Source organism: Aeribacillus sp. JST-2 (genome assembly GCF_056032925.1).
This window is the reverse complement of sequence record NZ_JBVVUU010000004.1, coordinates 87412-103187: the sequence shown is the minus strand read 5'-3', so window position 1 is coordinate 103187 and position 15776 is coordinate 87412. Positions and strand designations below refer to the sequence as shown.

The 15776-nt window shown below is 41.2% G+C and carries 13 protein-coding genes; 1 reads left to right on the top strand and 12 read right to left on the bottom strand.

The genetic code is table 11. From position 1 onward, the window contains the following. From AC0KTX_RS03720 to hemA, 4 genes are read right to left on the bottom strand one after another with little or no spacing between them, the layout of a single operon-like run. Entirely contained in the window at window positions 1-801 is an 801-nt protein-coding gene (locus tag AC0KTX_RS03720) for a uroporphyrinogen-III synthase (RefSeq protein ID WP_474250893.1), read from the bottom strand. After that, window positions 788-1732: a hydroxymethylbilane synthase gene (gene hemC / locus AC0KTX_RS03715; RefSeq protein WP_474250892.1), complete on the bottom strand. Its 945-nt coding sequence runs from the start codon at window positions 1730-1732 to the stop codon at window positions 788-790. Before hemC ends, AC0KTX_RS03720 begins: the two co-directional genes overlap by 14 nt. Window positions 1733-1756: 24 nt before the next feature. Continuing rightward, on the bottom strand, window positions 1757-2578 hold the full coding sequence (locus AC0KTX_RS03710) for a cytochrome c biogenesis protein (protein ID WP_474250891.1): 822 nt from the start codon (window positions 2576-2578) through the stop codon (window positions 1757-1759). A gap of 13 nt (window positions 2579-2591) precedes the next feature. Next, window positions 2592-3929, bottom strand: coding sequence for a glutamyl-tRNA reductase (gene hemA, locus AC0KTX_RS03705; RefSeq protein WP_474250890.1), 1338 nt, complete (start codon window positions 3927-3929; stop codon window positions 2592-2594). A 194-nt stretch (window positions 3930-4123) separates the two neighbouring features. Between hemA and AC0KTX_RS03700 the strand changes: the two genes are divergently transcribed. Next, complete coding sequence (locus AC0KTX_RS03700) at window positions 4124-4600, top strand: LiaF transmembrane domain-containing protein (protein ID WP_474250889.1); 477 nt, start codon at window positions 4124-4126, stop codon at window positions 4598-4600. A gap of 63 nt (window positions 4601-4663) precedes the next feature. Here AC0KTX_RS03700 and yihA read toward each other — a convergent pair whose 3' ends face one another. From yihA to leuC, 8 genes are all read right to left on the bottom strand, one after another. Beyond that, window positions 4664-5245 carry a ribosome biogenesis GTP-binding protein YihA/YsxC gene (gene yihA, locus AC0KTX_RS03695; RefSeq protein ID WP_474250888.1) on the bottom strand — a complete coding sequence of 194 codons (582 nt, stop codon included), beginning with the start codon at window positions 5243-5245 and terminating at the stop codon, window positions 4664-4666. Continuing rightward, window positions 5242-7566 carry an endopeptidase La gene (gene lon, locus AC0KTX_RS03690; RefSeq protein ID WP_474250887.1) on the bottom strand — a complete coding sequence of 775 codons (2325 nt, stop codon included), beginning with the start codon at window positions 7564-7566 and terminating at the stop codon, window positions 5242-5244. Before lon ends, yihA begins: the two co-directional genes overlap by 4 nt. Before the next feature lie 194 nt (window positions 7567-7760). Next, window positions 7761-9419, bottom strand: a complete 1659-nt coding sequence (gene lonB / locus AC0KTX_RS03685; RefSeq protein WP_474250886.1) for an ATP-dependent protease LonB — start codon at window positions 9417-9419, stop codon at window positions 7761-7763. Window positions 9420-9554: 135 nt separating this feature from the next. Further along, window positions 9555-10820 (bottom strand): ATP-dependent protease ATP-binding subunit ClpX, encoded by a 1266-nt coding sequence (gene clpX, locus AC0KTX_RS03680; protein ID WP_474250885.1) that lies wholly within the window; start codon window positions 10818-10820, stop codon window positions 9555-9557. A gap of 280 nt (window positions 10821-11100) precedes the next feature. Continuing rightward, window positions 11101-12387: a trigger factor gene (tig, locus tag AC0KTX_RS03675; protein WP_474250884.1), complete on the bottom strand. Its 1287-nt coding sequence runs from the start codon at window positions 12385-12387 to the stop codon at window positions 11101-11103. Window positions 12388-12615: 228 nt separating this feature from the next. After that, window positions 12616-13596, bottom strand: a complete 981-nt coding sequence (locus AC0KTX_RS03670) for a tetratricopeptide repeat protein (protein WP_474250883.1) — start codon at window positions 13594-13596, stop codon at window positions 12616-12618. 81 nt (window positions 13597-13677) lie between these two features. After that, window positions 13678-14271, bottom strand: coding sequence for a 3-isopropylmalate dehydratase small subunit (leuD, locus tag AC0KTX_RS03665; RefSeq protein WP_474250882.1), 594 nt, complete (start codon window positions 14269-14271; stop codon window positions 13678-13680). Window positions 14272-14283: 12 nt separating this feature from the next. After that, the gene (leuC, locus tag AC0KTX_RS03660; RefSeq protein ID WP_474250881.1) at window positions 14284-15699 is read right to left on the bottom strand and encodes a 3-isopropylmalate dehydratase large subunit; all 1416 of its coding nucleotides are present in this window, start codon (window positions 15697-15699) and stop codon (window positions 14284-14286) included. Between the last annotated feature and the right edge of the window lie 77 nt (window positions 15700-15776).

The window sequence follows — 15776 nt, the reverse complement described above, 5'->3', positions numbered from 1 at the left end:
TTAATTCCTCCCTTTCATGATAAACGCACACATTTCTTCCACCATTCCGTCTATTGTATAAATAGCTGGGGTTAAACATGTGCATGAAATTTGATAAGATAAAAACGCATCCCTCGTAACAGGGCCAATACAGACGAAGACAATCCCTTGCAAAGCGTTTTCTAATTTATGTTTTTTCACCATTTCCATGAATGCTGAAACGGTGGATGTACTGGTAAACGTAATAAAATCCACTTTTTTGCCTAAAATTTTATTGGCCAGTTCATCTTCCTTATTTCGCAATGGGATTGTTTCGTAAACGATGAAATCAAGACAATGAAAGCCTTTGTTGAAAAGCTCCTCCCGCAAGTATGGTCGAGCCAAATTCCCTCTTGCAATGACAATTTTGCTTTTTTGATGCGCCCGTTTGGCCAGCTCTTCGGCTAAAGCCTCTGCACGGAATTCCTTTGGATAGAAGGAAACTAAAAATCCTTCCCTTTCTGCCGCTTTTTTTGTTTTTTCGCCAACGCATGCGACGTTCACATTTTGTACATCGTTTAGTGGGATGTGAAGGGTATGAAGGTGCTCCAAAAAATAGCGAACGCCATTTACACTTGTAAAAACGACCCAATCATCTTTTGTCAATTTTTTTAATAAATCGGCAATTTGATCGTCTGTGGATGTTTTTCTCGTTGCAATCAGCGGGATTTCAACCGGGCATCCGCCCGCCGCTATAATTTTTTCCGAAAATAAATGGGCTTGATCGGGAGCTCTTGTCACTAAAACGGTATATCCTTTCAGCGGCTTCTCATTGCTTGCCATGTTCAAGCTCCTTTTTTACTTTTTCAATCAACTGTTTTGCCCCTTGAGAAATTAAAGCAGCAGCCACATCTTTTCCGAGGGCAATTGGATCCGTTCCGGTTTTTGTTTTTTTGTAAATGGTTTTTCCATTGCTGTCGGCAACAAGACCTGTCAATTCTACTTTTCCATTCTCCTTTGCTTCGGCAAAACCGGCAATCGGCACTTGGCAGCTACCTTCCAATTCTTGTAAAAATGAACGCTCTGCCTGAATGGCGGCAGCCGTTTTTTGATCATTCAACTTTTTCAAAGCTGAGAGAAGTTCATGATCTTCCTGCCGGCATTCAATCGCTAAAGCCCCTTGACCGACAGCAGGAACACATATATCCAGCGGCAAATTTTCAGCTTTCAGTTTGTCCCGCCAGCCCATTCGTTTCAGCCCGGCAGCTGCGAGAATGATCGCATCATATTCATCGCCTTCCTGAAGTTTTTGCAAACGCGTATCAATATTGCCGCGAATCCAGCGAATCTTCACATCAGGGCGAGCCGCAAGAATTTGCGCGCTTCTTCTTAAGCTGCTCGTGCCGACGACGGCACCCTCTTTTAACTCTCTAAAGGTCTGTCCGCTTTTTGAAATCAATACATCGCTTACATCTTCTCTCTCCGGTATGCATCCAATCGTCAAACCAGTTGGCAAAACCGCCGGCATATCTTTCATGCTATGTACAGCCATATCTATTTCTCCATTTAACATTGCCTGTTCAATTTCCTTTACAAACAGCCCTTTTCCGCCTACTTTTGATAGAGTAACATGAACAATTTCATCGCCTTTTGTCGAAATTTCTTTTATTTCAAATTCAAACGGCGCCCCTGTCTCTTTTAATTTTGAAATCACCCAATTGGTCTGGACTAACGCCAGTTTGCTCCGTCTTGATCCCACCACAATTTTCCTCATCCATGCTCCTCCTTATGTTTTCCGTCAATGAAAGTTTGATAAGCTCCCAAACAAAAAGAAATTGATTAACAGCACTAAAAAAGAAGCCGTATTTAAGAAGGCAATGTTTTTTCCTTGCCAATTTTTCACCACTCGGGCATACAAATAAAAGCAATAAATTCCTAAAACTGTAAACGATCCAAGCACTTTGGCATCATACCAATGGAAGTCTGGAATTTTCAAGTATGCCCAAATAATTCCCAAAATAAGCCCTAAAATGAGAACAGGGACACCAATCATATTTAAAACATACGACATGTAATCCAGTTTTGCCAAATCTTGAATACGGAGAAGCCTTTTTCCCCACTTTTTCTTTTTTAATAAATTATATTGGATCAAATAAAGGATCGTAAAAACGAAAGAAAGGGAAAACGCTCCATAAGACAATATAGCCATTGTGATATGTATTAACAACAATTCGGAAATGAGCTGGCTGGCTACTTCCGTTGAAACGGCATCAGAAGGAGCAAATGTCCGAATAGCGATCATGATAAAACCGATCACATTAGTAAAAAAGACGAAAAAATCAACCCGAAGCAGCCGATTGACCACAAGGGAAAGGGTGACAAGCACCCATGCATAAAAATAGAGGCCTTCTGAAATATTTAAAACCGGAAATCTCCCTGTTTGCATCATTTGGGCAAATAAAAAAAAGGATTGCAGTCCCCAAACAATAGAAAGTAACCAGAAGGCGAATTTGTTTGCCTTCCGGTTAGGCTGCAAAAAATCGATAAAATATAAGAAAATGCTAAAAGCATATAAAACGATCATCAATTCGTTTAACCGAACAAAATTCCCTTCCAACATAAAGTTTTTCCTTTCACTTCATTTCAAGTGAAACGTTTTTTGAATAGGATGTTTTCGACTGAGCAGTTGATGAATGGCCGATCTTTTCGTCATTCAAGTTAAAAATCTCTTTAAAAAGCTCAAGCGACTGATCGCCGTTGGGAAGTGCGGCCAATTCTTTTACTTTTAATATCGGATCGCGCAGGAGCTGGTTAACAATACTTTTCGTATGTTTGTTTAATATTTTTCTCTCCCGTTCCGTTAAACCGGGAAGCTTCCGTTCAATACTTTTCATCGTTTCTTCTTGAATAAGAAGAGCTTTTTCCCTCAATGCCGCAATGACGGGAACTACCCCCAAGGTGTTCAGCCAATTGGAAAACTCCAGCATTTCCTGTTCAATCATCAATTCAATTTGTTCGGCAGCCGCTTTTCGCTCTTGTAAATTCGCCTCTACAATATTCTCTAAGTCATCAATATCATACAAAAAGATGCTGTCAAACTCGCTTAACGCAGGATCCAAATCGCGGGGAACCGCAATATCAACCATCAGAAGAGGACGGCCTTTCCGCATCTTGTCCACATATTCCATCATATCTTTTGTGATCACAAATTGCTTTGCCCCTGTTGAGCTGATTAAAATATCCGCCTCAACAAGTGCGCATTGCAGTTCATGCATTGTTTTTGCTTGTCCAGAAAAGCGTTTGGCAAGCTCATTAGCCTTTTCAAATGTACGGTTCATGACAGTGATTTGCTTTGCGCCGCTGCCATGCAAATTTTGGACAGCAAGTTCGCCCATTTTGCCGGCGCCTAAAATCAGCACATGTTTGTTCGATAAATCGCCGAAGATCTTTTTCGCCAATTCAACGGCAGCATAGCTGACGGAAACCGCATTAGAGCCAATATCCGTTTCCGAATGCGACCGCTTTGCCAACGTTACTGCTTGTTTGAACAGTTGATTAAAAATCGTGCCGGTCGTTCCGCCTTCCTGAGCCAGCAAAAAACTTGACCGCACTTGTCCAAGAATTTGCGTTTCCCCTAAAATCATCGAATCCAGCCCGCATGTCACGCGAAATAAATGCTGGACAGCATGTTCATTTTCGAAGTATTTTAAATAAGGAGCAAATTCATCAATCTCCATATCGAACCATTTTGCCAAAAAAGCTTTTATATAATAGCGGCCCGTATGCAGTTGATCGACAACAGCATATATTTCCGTTCGGTTGCAAGTGGATACAATCACGTTTTCCAATATGCTTTTTTCTTTTTTCAACTGTTTCATCGCCAAAGCCAAATCGCTTGTGCTGAAACTTAGCTTTTCGCGAATTTCAACAGGGGCTGTTTTATAATTTAGCCCAGCAGCAAAAATGTGCATGTCCGACCCCCCAAATGCTAGTACATACTGTTTATATTATAACAAATTATTGCGCAAAAAAAGTGAACAGTCTTTGAACCGTTATGTTATGATGAAAAGGAAAGGATGATCTTAATTTATATTAATTATTATGTAATAAATATTATCAAATAAATCTCGCTCGATCAAGTCTTTAGCTATTTTGAGGTGTTGATATGAAAAAGCATTTTACTCTTGTTGCAGTCATCATGATGGAAATCGGCTTGTTTTTTTTGCTTCAACATTTTCATCTTTTGCCTTATCCGCAAATGAACAGCTGGCCTTTCTTTCTTATCATGTTTGGAATAGCTTTTTTTATACACTCAAAAGTGGATGGCGATGGAGAAAGCATTGTTCCCGCCATCTTACTAACAGGTCTTGGAAGCCATTTTTTATGGGGCAAAAACTATCCCTTTTGGCCTGATGATTTGACAGCCATTCTTCTCATACTTGGTCTTGCTTTCACCGTCCGATCCTTCATGGCAAAAAGGGGAGCCGTCCAAGGCTTTATGCTGCTTTTGATTGGAGGAGTTCTTTATTTTTTGCCGTCGATATCCCTCTTTTTTGTTCAAAAACGTGTGCCGAATTGGGAATCTTTATGGCCGATTCTTTTTCTGATCGTTGGGTTTTATTTATTTGTCAAAAGAAAATGAGTGGGATTTGAGCTGTAAAAAACCGCTCGAAACTTTCCGTTTTTTCGAGCGGTTTTTGTCTCCTTAAGTCCATGAGCTAATCGCTGACCATGCTTCTTCTTTCCCATAGCCTGTTTCCGCTGAAAACAAGATGAGCGGATCGTTTTTCTCCATATTCAGCGTCTCTTTCACCACTTTCAAATGCTGCTGCCATTTCCCCTTTGCTATTTTGTCCGCCTTTGTCGCAATGACGATCGTTGGAAGACCGCAATATTTTAAAAATTCATACATCATGACATCATCGCTTGTTGGCGGATGGCGCAAATCAACGACGAGGATGCACGCTTTCAGCTCTTCGCGCCCCGTCAAATACCTTTCCATCATTTCCCCCCATTTTTTCCGCTCTTTTTTTGAAACTTTGGCAAAACCATATCCCGGTACATCGACAAAATAGAATTGCTCGTTGATTAAATAAAAATTCAGCGTTTGTGTTTTCCCAGGTTTCGAGGATGTTCGAGCCAAGTTTTTCCGATTGATCATTTTGTTAATAAAAGAGGATTTCCCGACATTAGATCGTCCGGCCAAAGCAATTTCAGGCAGCTGATCATTCGGATATTGATCGGGGCGAACCGCACTAATGACCATTTCCGCACTTGAAACCTTCATTTGCTCTCACCTGCCAAAGCATGTTTAAGCACTTCATCCATATGGGAGACAAGAACAAATGTCAGTTCATTTCTCACACTAGCCGGAATATCCTCCAAATCCTTTTCATTTTCAGCAGGCAAAATAATCTTTTTTAATCCGGCGCGATGAGCGCTTAATGTTTTTTCTTTCAATCCGCCAATTGGCAGCACGCGCCCTCTTAACGTAATTTCTCCGGTCATGCCCACTTCTTTTTTGACAGGTCTTCCTGTCAACGCTGAGATCAAGGCAGTTGCCATCGTAATTCCTGCTGACGGTCCGTCTTTCGGAACCGCGCCTTCCGGAACATGTATGTGAATGTCTTGTTTTTCATGAAAATCCGGATCGATATTTAGTTCGTGCGCTCTTGAGCGGATGTAGCTAAAAGCTGCCTGAGCTGATTCCTTCATCACATCGCCCAGTTTTCCCGTTAAAATCAGTTTTCCTTTGCCGGGAGTGACGGATACTTCAATGGACAACGTATCGCCGCCTACCGTCGTATAGGCAAGACCTGTGGCAACTCCAACTTGATCTTTCAATTCCGCCTGTCCATAGCGGAACAATTTTTTGCCGAGGAAATCTTCCAAGTTTTTTGCCGTTACGACAATTCTTTTTCTTTCGCCTGTGACGATCAGTTTTGCCGTTTTACGGCAAATCGTTGCAATTTGCCGTTCAAGGCCTCTGACCCCTGCTTCACGAGTATAATAGCGAATGATATTCAAAATGGCTTCTTCTTTTAATTGCAAATGGCTTTTTTTCAATCCGTGTTCTTTTATTTGCTTCGGCAGCAAATGCTCTGTTGCAATTTGAACTTTCTCTAATTCTGTATATCCGGCAATCGAAATAATTTCCATGCGGTCGCGCAGCGGTCCCGGTATCGTCGCTAAATTATTGGCGGTAGCAATAAACATTACTCTTGATAAATCATACGGCTCTTCAATATAGTGGTCGCTGAAATTATGGTTTTGTTCAGGATCGAGCACTTCGAGAAGAGCAGCGGAAGGGTCGCCGCGAAAATCGCTTGACATTTTATCAATTTCATCGAGAAGAAACACAGGGTTGACCGTGCCGGCTTTTTTCATTCCTTGAATAATCCGCCCAGGCATTGCCCCAACATACGTTCTTCTATGCCCGCGTATTTCCGATTCATCTCTTACACCGCCGAGCGATATTCTCACAAATTTTCTATTGAGCGATTTGGCAATGGAGCGCGCCAACGATGTTTTTCCAACGCCCGGAGGACCGACTAAACATAATATCGGATCTTTTAATGAGCTTGTCAGCTTTTGCACGGCCAAATATTCCAATACACGCTCTTTGACTTTTTCTAATCCGTAATGCTCTTTGTTTAACGTTTCTTCCGCAAATGCAATATCAATCTTTTCCTCTGTCGCTTTTTTCCATGGCAGCGAAATGAGCCAATCCAAATAATTGCGGATGACGGCACTTTCCGCTGATGTCGCCGGTATTTTTTCGTAGCGGCTCAACTCTTTCATTGCTGTTTTATATACATGTTCCGGCATGCCGGATTGATTGATTTTTTCCGTCAAATCTTCGACTTCGCCCGTTTTTCCTTCTTTTTCTCCAAGCTCTTTTTGAATGGCCTTCATCTGCTCGCGCAAATAATACTCTTTTTGTGTCCGTTCCATTGATTGGCGGACGCGCTGGCCGATTTTCTTTTCAAGCTGGAGCACTTCTTTTTCATTATGGAGCATTTGAATAATTTTGTTTAATCGATTCGTTACATCGAATGTTTCTAAAATTTCTTGCTTATCTTTCAATTTTATCGGCAAGTGGGAGGCGATGATATCAGCCAGTCTCCCAGGTTCATCAATATCCATCACTGTTGCAAATGTCTCGCTGGAAATTTTCTTGGACATTTTTATGTATTGCTCGAAATATTCAAGCGCCGTTCTCATTAAAGCTTCTTCTTCTATACTTTTTTCATTCGGTTCCTCAAAGGTAACAACTTCTACCGAAATGTATGGGTCTTTATTTTCAAATTTTTGAATGGTTCCTCTTTTCAATCCTTCCACAAGCACCCGGATTGTTCCGTTCGGCAGCTTCAACATTTGCTTAATTTTTGTTAATGTCCCTACAAGATATAAATCGTCCTCATCTGGTTCATCTATTGATATTTCTTTTTGTGTGGTCATAAAAATAATATGGTCATCGATCATCGCCTTTTCAAGAGCTTGTACAGATTTTTCACGTCCGACGTCCAAATGCAAAACCATCGATGGATAAACTAACAAACCTCGAAGTGGTAGGAGGGGGACAATGATGCTGTCTTTTTTCGCCATACGCTTACACCTCCATAGTAAAAAGGGATTATACAATGGTTCTTGTTCAATTCTATCTTATTCTGTTGGTACTGTCTATTTTGAATGTTATCTTCATTTTCGTCCATCTGCCAAATAGAGCGATTTTCCAACAAAACAAGGTTCAGTGCTTTGTACTGAACCTTTCAAAAAGTCCGTGCATAATCGATTGATCTTTATACCGATTCCTTTTTCGCAAAAGAGTCTTGCCGGACTTCTTCTGTGGGCGGATTCACTAATGCGTGGTCGAGGACTTCTTGAAAATGGCGGACAGGAATAATTTCTATGCCTTCTATCGTTTTCAAGATCGACTGCATATTATCCGCCGGAACAATAACTTTTTTGGCCCCTGCGTTTTTGGCTGCCTTTATTTTCGGAATGATGCCGCCAATCGGCTTCACATATCCATGAATACTAATTTCTCCTGTCATCGCAACAGTGTGATCAACAGCTATTTTATGTATCGCAGAAAAAATTCCGGTGGCCATGGCAATTCCCGCACTTGGTCCATCGACCGGAACTCCGCCGGGAAAATTGACGTGGATGTCATAATCGTGCGCGTTTATTCCCATTGATCTTAAAACAGTGATGACATTTTCTATTGATCCTTTCGCCATGCTTTTTCTTTTTATTGATTTGCCGTGATCGCCAATGCTTTCCTCTTCAATAATTCCTGTAATATTGATTGTTCCTTTTTCCCTCGCTGGAATAACCGTTACTTCGATTTCCAGAAGCGAGCCGCTGTTTGGCCCATAAACCGCCAATCCGTTCACTAAACCGACTTTCGACTCAGCGCCGATTTTCTTTTCATCTTTTGGCGTAAGCTGGCTCGAATGGACCACCCATTCAATATCTTCCGTTCTGATTTCCTGACGGTCTTCCGTAATGGCTATTCCGGCTGCAATTTGCATCATATTGACGATTTCCCGGCCATTTCGCGCATAAGTGGTTAAGATGGAAATCCCTTCTTCAGACACAAGCATATTGACTTTTTCCGCTGCTTTTTTCGCTACAACGGCCAGTTCATCCTTTGTTAAATCCCGAAAGAATACTTCCAAACAACGGGAGCGGATCGCCGGCGGAATTTCATTCGGAGTCCGCGTCGTAGCCCCGACTAAACGAAAATCAGCCGGCAGGCCATTTTGAAAGATGTCATGAATATAATTCGGAATTTGGGAATTTTCTTCACTATAATAGGCGCTTTCTAAAAACACTTTTCGATCTTCCAGAACTTTTAAAAGTTTATTCATTTGAATAGGATGAAGCTCGCCAATTTCATCAATAAACAACACCCCTCCATGGGCATGCGTGACGGCTCCTTGTTTCGGCTGAGGAATCCCCGCTTGACCCAAAGCCCCCGCCCCTTGATAAATCGGATCATGGACGGAACCGATTAAGGGATCGGCTATTCCCCGTTCATCAAATCTTGCCGTTGTTGCATCTAATTCAACGAATACAGCATTTGGCTGAAACGGCGATTTTTTATTTCGTTTTGCCTCTTCAAGAACGAGCCTTGCAGCAGCCGTTTTCCCTACCCCAGGTGGTCCGTAAATAATGACATGCTGTGGATTCGGACCGCATAAGGCTGCCTTTAATGCTTTTATTCCGTCTTCCTGGCCAACGATATCGAAAAAACTTTTCGGACGAATCCGTTCAGCAAGAGGCTCTGATAGTTTGATCGAACGCAATTTGCGCAACTGCTCCATTTCTTTTTTCGACTCTCGGTCAATGGTCACTTTTTGCGTTCGCTGGTTTCGCAGCAAATTCCAAAAATACAATCCGACAATGATGCCGAAAAAAAGCTGTATAAAAAGGGCTATTCCTGTCCAATTCATCCTTTTTCTCCTCCTCGACCAACTGTTTACCTCCTATTATCTCCCTTGTAAAGAAGGATTAAACATGTGATCGAAGAGCAGTTGAAAAAGAAAGAGGATCACCATTCCTTTGGATTGATCCTCTTTTAGCTGAATTTATGCAGATGTTTTCGTATCTTCATGAACGACTGTTCCGTCTTTTGTAATCAGCTTCGGTGAAGATTTTTCCGCCACTGTATCTGCTGTAATCACGCACTTCACAATATCCTCGCGTGACGGCAATTCAAACATCACATCAAGCATGATGCCTTCAATGATGGATCGCAAACCGCGGGCGCCTGTTTTTCTCTCAATGGCTTTTTTGGCAATCTCTTTTAAGGCTTCTTCTTCAAATTCAAGCATAACACCATCAAGTTCAAGCATTTTTTGATATTGTTTGACGAGTGCGTTCTTCGGTTTTGTTAAAATTTCCACCAAAGCTTCTTCATCCAACGGTTCGAGGCTGGCAATAACCGGCAATCGACCGATAAATTCCGGGATGAGGCCAAACTTCAGCAAATCCTCAGGCAATACTTTTGAAAGCAGTTCCTTTTGATCCAACTCTTTGTTTCGGTTATCGGCTCCAAAACCCATGACCTTTTGCCCTAATCGGCGCTTAATAATTCCTTCAATTCCGTCGAAGGCACCCCCGCAAATAAATAGGATGTTGGTTGTATCAATTTGGATAAATTCTTGATGCGGATGCTTTCTTCCTCCTTGCGGCGGGACGCTCGCAACCGTTCCTTCCAAAATTTTTAAGAGGGCTTGCTGCACCCCTTCTCCAGAAACGTCTCTTGTGATGGATGGGTTTTCTGATTTGCGAGCAATTTTATCGATTTCGTCAATATAAATAATTCCTTTTTCCGCCTTTTCTACGTCATAATCAGCCGCTTGGATGAGTTTAAGCAAAATGTTTTCTACGTCTTCCCCTACATACCCCGCTTCAGTAAGCGATGTGGCATCAGCAATGGCAAAAGGCACATTTAAAATGCGGGCAAGCGTTTGAGCGAGTAGCGTTTTTCCGCTTCCAGTCGGCCCGATCAAAACGATGTTGCTTTTGGAAAGTTCGACATCATCAATCTTACTGTTGGAATTGATCCGTTTATAATGGTTATAAACAGCCACAGACAATGATTTTTTTGCTTGCTCCTGGCCGATGACATATTCATCTAATATTTCTAGAATTTCTTTCGGTTTCGGGACATCTTTAAATTCAACTTCTTCTTCTGTATTTAACTCTTCTTCCACTATTTCAGTGCAAAGCTCAATGCATTCATCGCAAATATATACGCCTGGACCAGCGACAAGTTTTCTTACCTGGTCTTGAGTTTTTCCGCAAAAAGAGCATTTTAATTGTCCCTTTTCGTCATTAAACTTAAACATGTGATCACCCCTTAATATCCTTCCTTTCATCCCCATCCAAAACAAACGCGGCAAAATGATTGGGGGAACGATCAAAACCGCCCGAAAAAAGAGTATGTACTGCATTTTAACATAAAAAGACTGAAAAGCGTTAATCAAAAGTATGTATCATTTTTTTCCAAAACTATGTAAAGCTACTGTTACAAATTCAATGATACGCTTTTCATTTTATAAAACAAGGCACGATCAAGTCGCGCCTTGTTTTCCTTTCACCGTTGATTTCAAATATCCCTTTTCTATATTATGCAACATCTTTTCTATTTTCTACAAGAAAATCGATTGCTTTTTTAATTTTTAAATCTTCTTTTAGATGATCAGTGGATCCGATAATCTTTTTCATGTTCTCAACAGATAAATTGTAGGCTTCAGCCATTTTTTGCAGCTCTTCATTCACTTCTTCTTCCGATACTTCAATGTTCTCGGCATTGGCAATCGCTTCGAGTGTCAGGCTGTATTTTACCCGTTTTTCCGCATCTTCCTTCATTTGTTCGCGCAAGCCTTCTTCATCTTGGCCGGAGAATTGGAAATAAAGCTGTAAATTTAAACCTTGCATTTGCAAACGTTGTTCAAATTCCCTCATCATTCGATCCAATTCATTGTCAATCATTACTTGCGGAATATCAACTTCGACATTTTCCGCCGCCTTTTCCACAAGGTCATCACGAAGTTTATTTTCCGCATATGTTTTCTTTTCCTCTTCCAAACGCTTTCTGATTTTCGCTTTTAACTCATCAAGCGTTTCGACATCTTCATTTACATCTTTTGCAAATTCATCATCTAAAGCTGGCAATTCTTTTCTTTTGATTTCATGAATTTTCACTTTAAATACAGCAGGTTTGCCAGCTAAATTTTCTGCATGATACTCTTCCGGGAAGGTAACTTCCACATCTTTTTCAGCGCCAGCTTCGAGGCCGATCAGCTGTTCTTCAAAACCGGGGATGAAGGTTCCTGAACCGATCTCAAGCGAATAATTTTCCGCTTTTCCGCCTTCGAACGCTTCGCCATTCACCTGACCCTCGAAGTCGATGACAACTGTATCTCCTTCTTCCACTTTGCCTTCTTCTTTCACAACCAACTCAGCATGACGCTCTTGCAATTGCTTCAATTCGTTTTCAACGTCTTCGTCCGTAACGGTTGCATCTTCTTTTTGAACATCCAACCCTTTATATTCACCAAGTTTCACTTCAGGTTTCACCGTTACTTTTGCAGTGAAAATCAGCGGCGACCCTTTTTCAATTTGTTCAATATCAATCTCCGGACGGTCTACCGGTTCGATGCCCGCTTCTTCCACAGCTTTCGGATAAACTTCAGGAAGCAAAAGATCCAGCGCATCTTGATAAAGCGCTTCAACGCCGAATCTTTTCTCAAAAATTGACCGCGGCACTCTTCCTTTGCGGAAGCCAGGAATACTTACATTTTTTACAACTTTTTTAAAGGCTTTATCGAGCGCTTCATTAAATGTTTGTGCGTCTACTTCTACTGTTAAGACGCCTTCATTGCCTTCTAATTTTTCCCACTTCACTGACATCTGTTTCCCTCCAACAATCGAAAAATATAATTCATTTACACATACGGCAAATTCATATGACTTGTCCATATGAAATTTACCCTGAATAAACGTTCTATTAATAAATGAAGAAGATAGCCTTGTACATTCAAGACTTGGACAAAAGACATATAAATCGGCAATCATCTTGAAAAAAACATTTTACAACCATTTTATTATAACATAGGATACAAACGTTTCAATAGGTTCTCATATTGGAATATTTGAAAATTCTTCGATCTGCCTGATCTTTTGGCAAATCGCCGTCATTTTTGCCTTTTTTACTTGATAAATGTTTCCAACTTCTTCTAAATGAATGGGGATGCCAAAAACCTCATAACCTACTGCATGCAGCGAGGCGGCCCAAAGCGCATGATTGTCTGGTATCGGTTGAAAAGGATACATGACGTAAAGATGGCGTATCCACATTTCTTTTACCGCTTCAAAAAGTGTCGGATTTTCATTGCCTAAAACGTCATCAAGAAGATTAATTACCTTTTTGGCAAAAGGTGTTTCTAATAAATCATGCAGCCTGTCCGGTTTGACAACGATCGATTCGCCAAATTTGGCAACCTTCATGCTTCCGGATATTTCCTGATCCCTTAACAATTGCAGCAGCATTGTTTTGACAATGGGATGGACAGTTTTCGAAAGGAGCATTTTTTGAATCGTATCGAGATAACCTTCTGCACTCTTATTTTTTAACGTTTGAACAAATAGTAGCTGTTTGTCTATAAGGCGAAAAAGGTCGTCATCTTCGTCTTCCGCTGCTTTTGGATTCGCTTCTGTCATCTTTCGGCTTAAATCAAGAAGCTTGTAAAACTGTTCAGCGTGAGTGGATGGCAGCTTATTTTCTTCCAATACCGCTTCAATCGTCGCTTCCACTTCCTCATATTGTCCGAGCTGAACGAGTATGGTTAAATACATTTGCAATACTTGAAAATAATTTCCTTTTGCTTGATGAAGCATTTCTTTGCAAATTTGTTTAGCGCTCACAAAATCCCCAAGCTCCATAAAGCAAATAGCGATTCCAAAGTCAATTTCTGGATGATTGGAATCCCATTGTCTTGCTTCGAAAAGAAGTTCAAGCGCTTCTTCATAATTTTTATTGTTTAAAGCATCCATTCCCATTTCAATGAGACGTTCTTTTAGCATTGGAAACGGAATAATTTTCCCACTTCTCTTCTTCATATAAAAAACCTCTTTATCATTTTCTACAAGTTTACCAGCCCAACGAAAAGAAAACAAGGCAATAAGAATAAAAGCGCAGGCTCAAGCCCACGCTTTTTCTTTTTGCTCAAATTGTTTAATTTGATCGTCGTATAGCAAGGTAAACGCAATTTCATCGCGTCCGTTTAGAAGCATATCTTTCCAATGCTGATCAATTTCAAAATAAAATTCAAATCCTTCCTGATCGGACACTTTTTGCTGTTGTAAATCAATCGTGCATTCGTAGGCATTTCCTTCCGCCTTTTCGAGCAGCGTTTGAAAAACATCGGAATGAACGCGAATTGGCAGCAATCCGTTTTTCAAGCAGTTTTGATAAAAAATATCCGCAAAACTTGGCGCAATAATCGCACGAAAACCGTAATCGCTAAGCGCCCATGGTGCATGTTCTCTTGAAGAACCGCAGCCGAAGTTTTCGCCGGCAAGCAAAATTTGCGATCCTTTATAAACTGGCTTATTTAGTTCGAATTGCGGGTTTTCTTCACCATTATCCAAATATCTCCAATCAAAGAAAGCAAATCGTCCATATCCAGTCCGTTCAATTCGCTTTAAAAATTGCTTAGGAATAATTTGGTCAGTATCGACATTTGTTCTATTTAATACTGCAACTTTGCTTGTCAAAGTTGTAAACGGCTGCATATGATCCCCTCCTTATTTTACAGCTTCTAATGTTAATGTGCGAATATCGACGAATTTTCCGTAAATGGCCGCAGCCGCCGCCATCGCCGGGCTGACTAGGTGAGTTCTGGCTCCTTTTCCTTGCCGTCCCTCAAAGTTTCTGTTTGACGTTGATGCACAACGTTTGCCAGGAGGAACAACATCATTGTTCATGCTTAAGCACATGCTGCATCCTGAATCGCGCCACTCAAAACCCGCTTCAATAAATATTTCGTGCAAACCTTCTTGTTCTGCGGCTTTTTTCACTCTTTGTGAACCCGGTACAACAATTGCTTTTACGTTCGGCGCCACTTTTTGTCCTTTGACCATATTAGCCGCCTCACGTAAATCAGTCAATCTGGAATTTGTGCAAGAACCGATGAACACATAGTCGATCTCAATATCTTGAATGTTCGTTTTAGGTGAAAGATCCATATACTCATACGCCCGTTTAAATGAAGCTGCTTCGCTTTCATTGCGGGCATCTTCAAGCGCCGGTATCGATTCGTTTACCGGAAGCACCATGCTTGGGTTTGTTCCCCAAGTGACCATAGGCGCAATGTCTTCGCCGCGGATTTCAATTGTTTTATCAAAGTGAGCGCCCGGATCTGTTCTCAATGACTTCCAATACTCTACTGCCTTCTCAAATTTTTCGCCTTTAGGAGCGTATTTTCTGCCTTTAATGTAGTTAAATGTTGTTTCATCCGGTGCAACCAATCCCGCACGCGCTCCGGCTTCAATGGACATGTTGCAAATGGTCATCCGCTCATCCATTGATAAATTTTCAATGACCTCTCCGCAATATTCGATGACATAGCCTGTTCCAAAATCAACACCGTATTTTCCAATAATATAAAGGATGACGTCTTTCGCCGTGACCCCTTTCGCCAACGATCCTGTCACTTTGATTTGCAATGTTTTTGGTCGGTGTTGCCATAAAGTTTGCGTTGCTAAAACATGTTCTACTTCGCTTGTTCCAATTCCAAAGGCCAGCGCACCAAAGGCACCGTGCGTAGATGTATGGCTATCGCCACATACAATCGTCTTCCCTGGCAGCGTTAAGCCTAATTCCGGTCCAATTACGTGCACAATTCCTTGATCTTCACTATTTAAACCTGCGAGTGTAATGCCGAATTCTTGGCAGTTTCTTTCCAATGCGCTTATTTGATTTTTCGCAACTTCATCTTTTATCACAAAGCGATTAACCGTTGGAATATTATGATCCATTGTCGCAAATGTTAGATCAGGCCGTCTCACTTTTCGGCCGGTTTGTCTTAATCCTTCAAATGCCTGCGGTGATGTCACTTCATGTATAAGGTGAAGATCGATATATAGAAGGTCTGGTTTTCCCTCTTCTCTGACAACGACATGCTCATCCCAAATTTTTTCTATTATATTACGAGGTCTCATTTTTTCTCCCCCTTGCCTGAATGTTCTCTATCTATAAGAAAACCGAGAGCTTTTCTTATGGAAGAAAAGCTCACTGA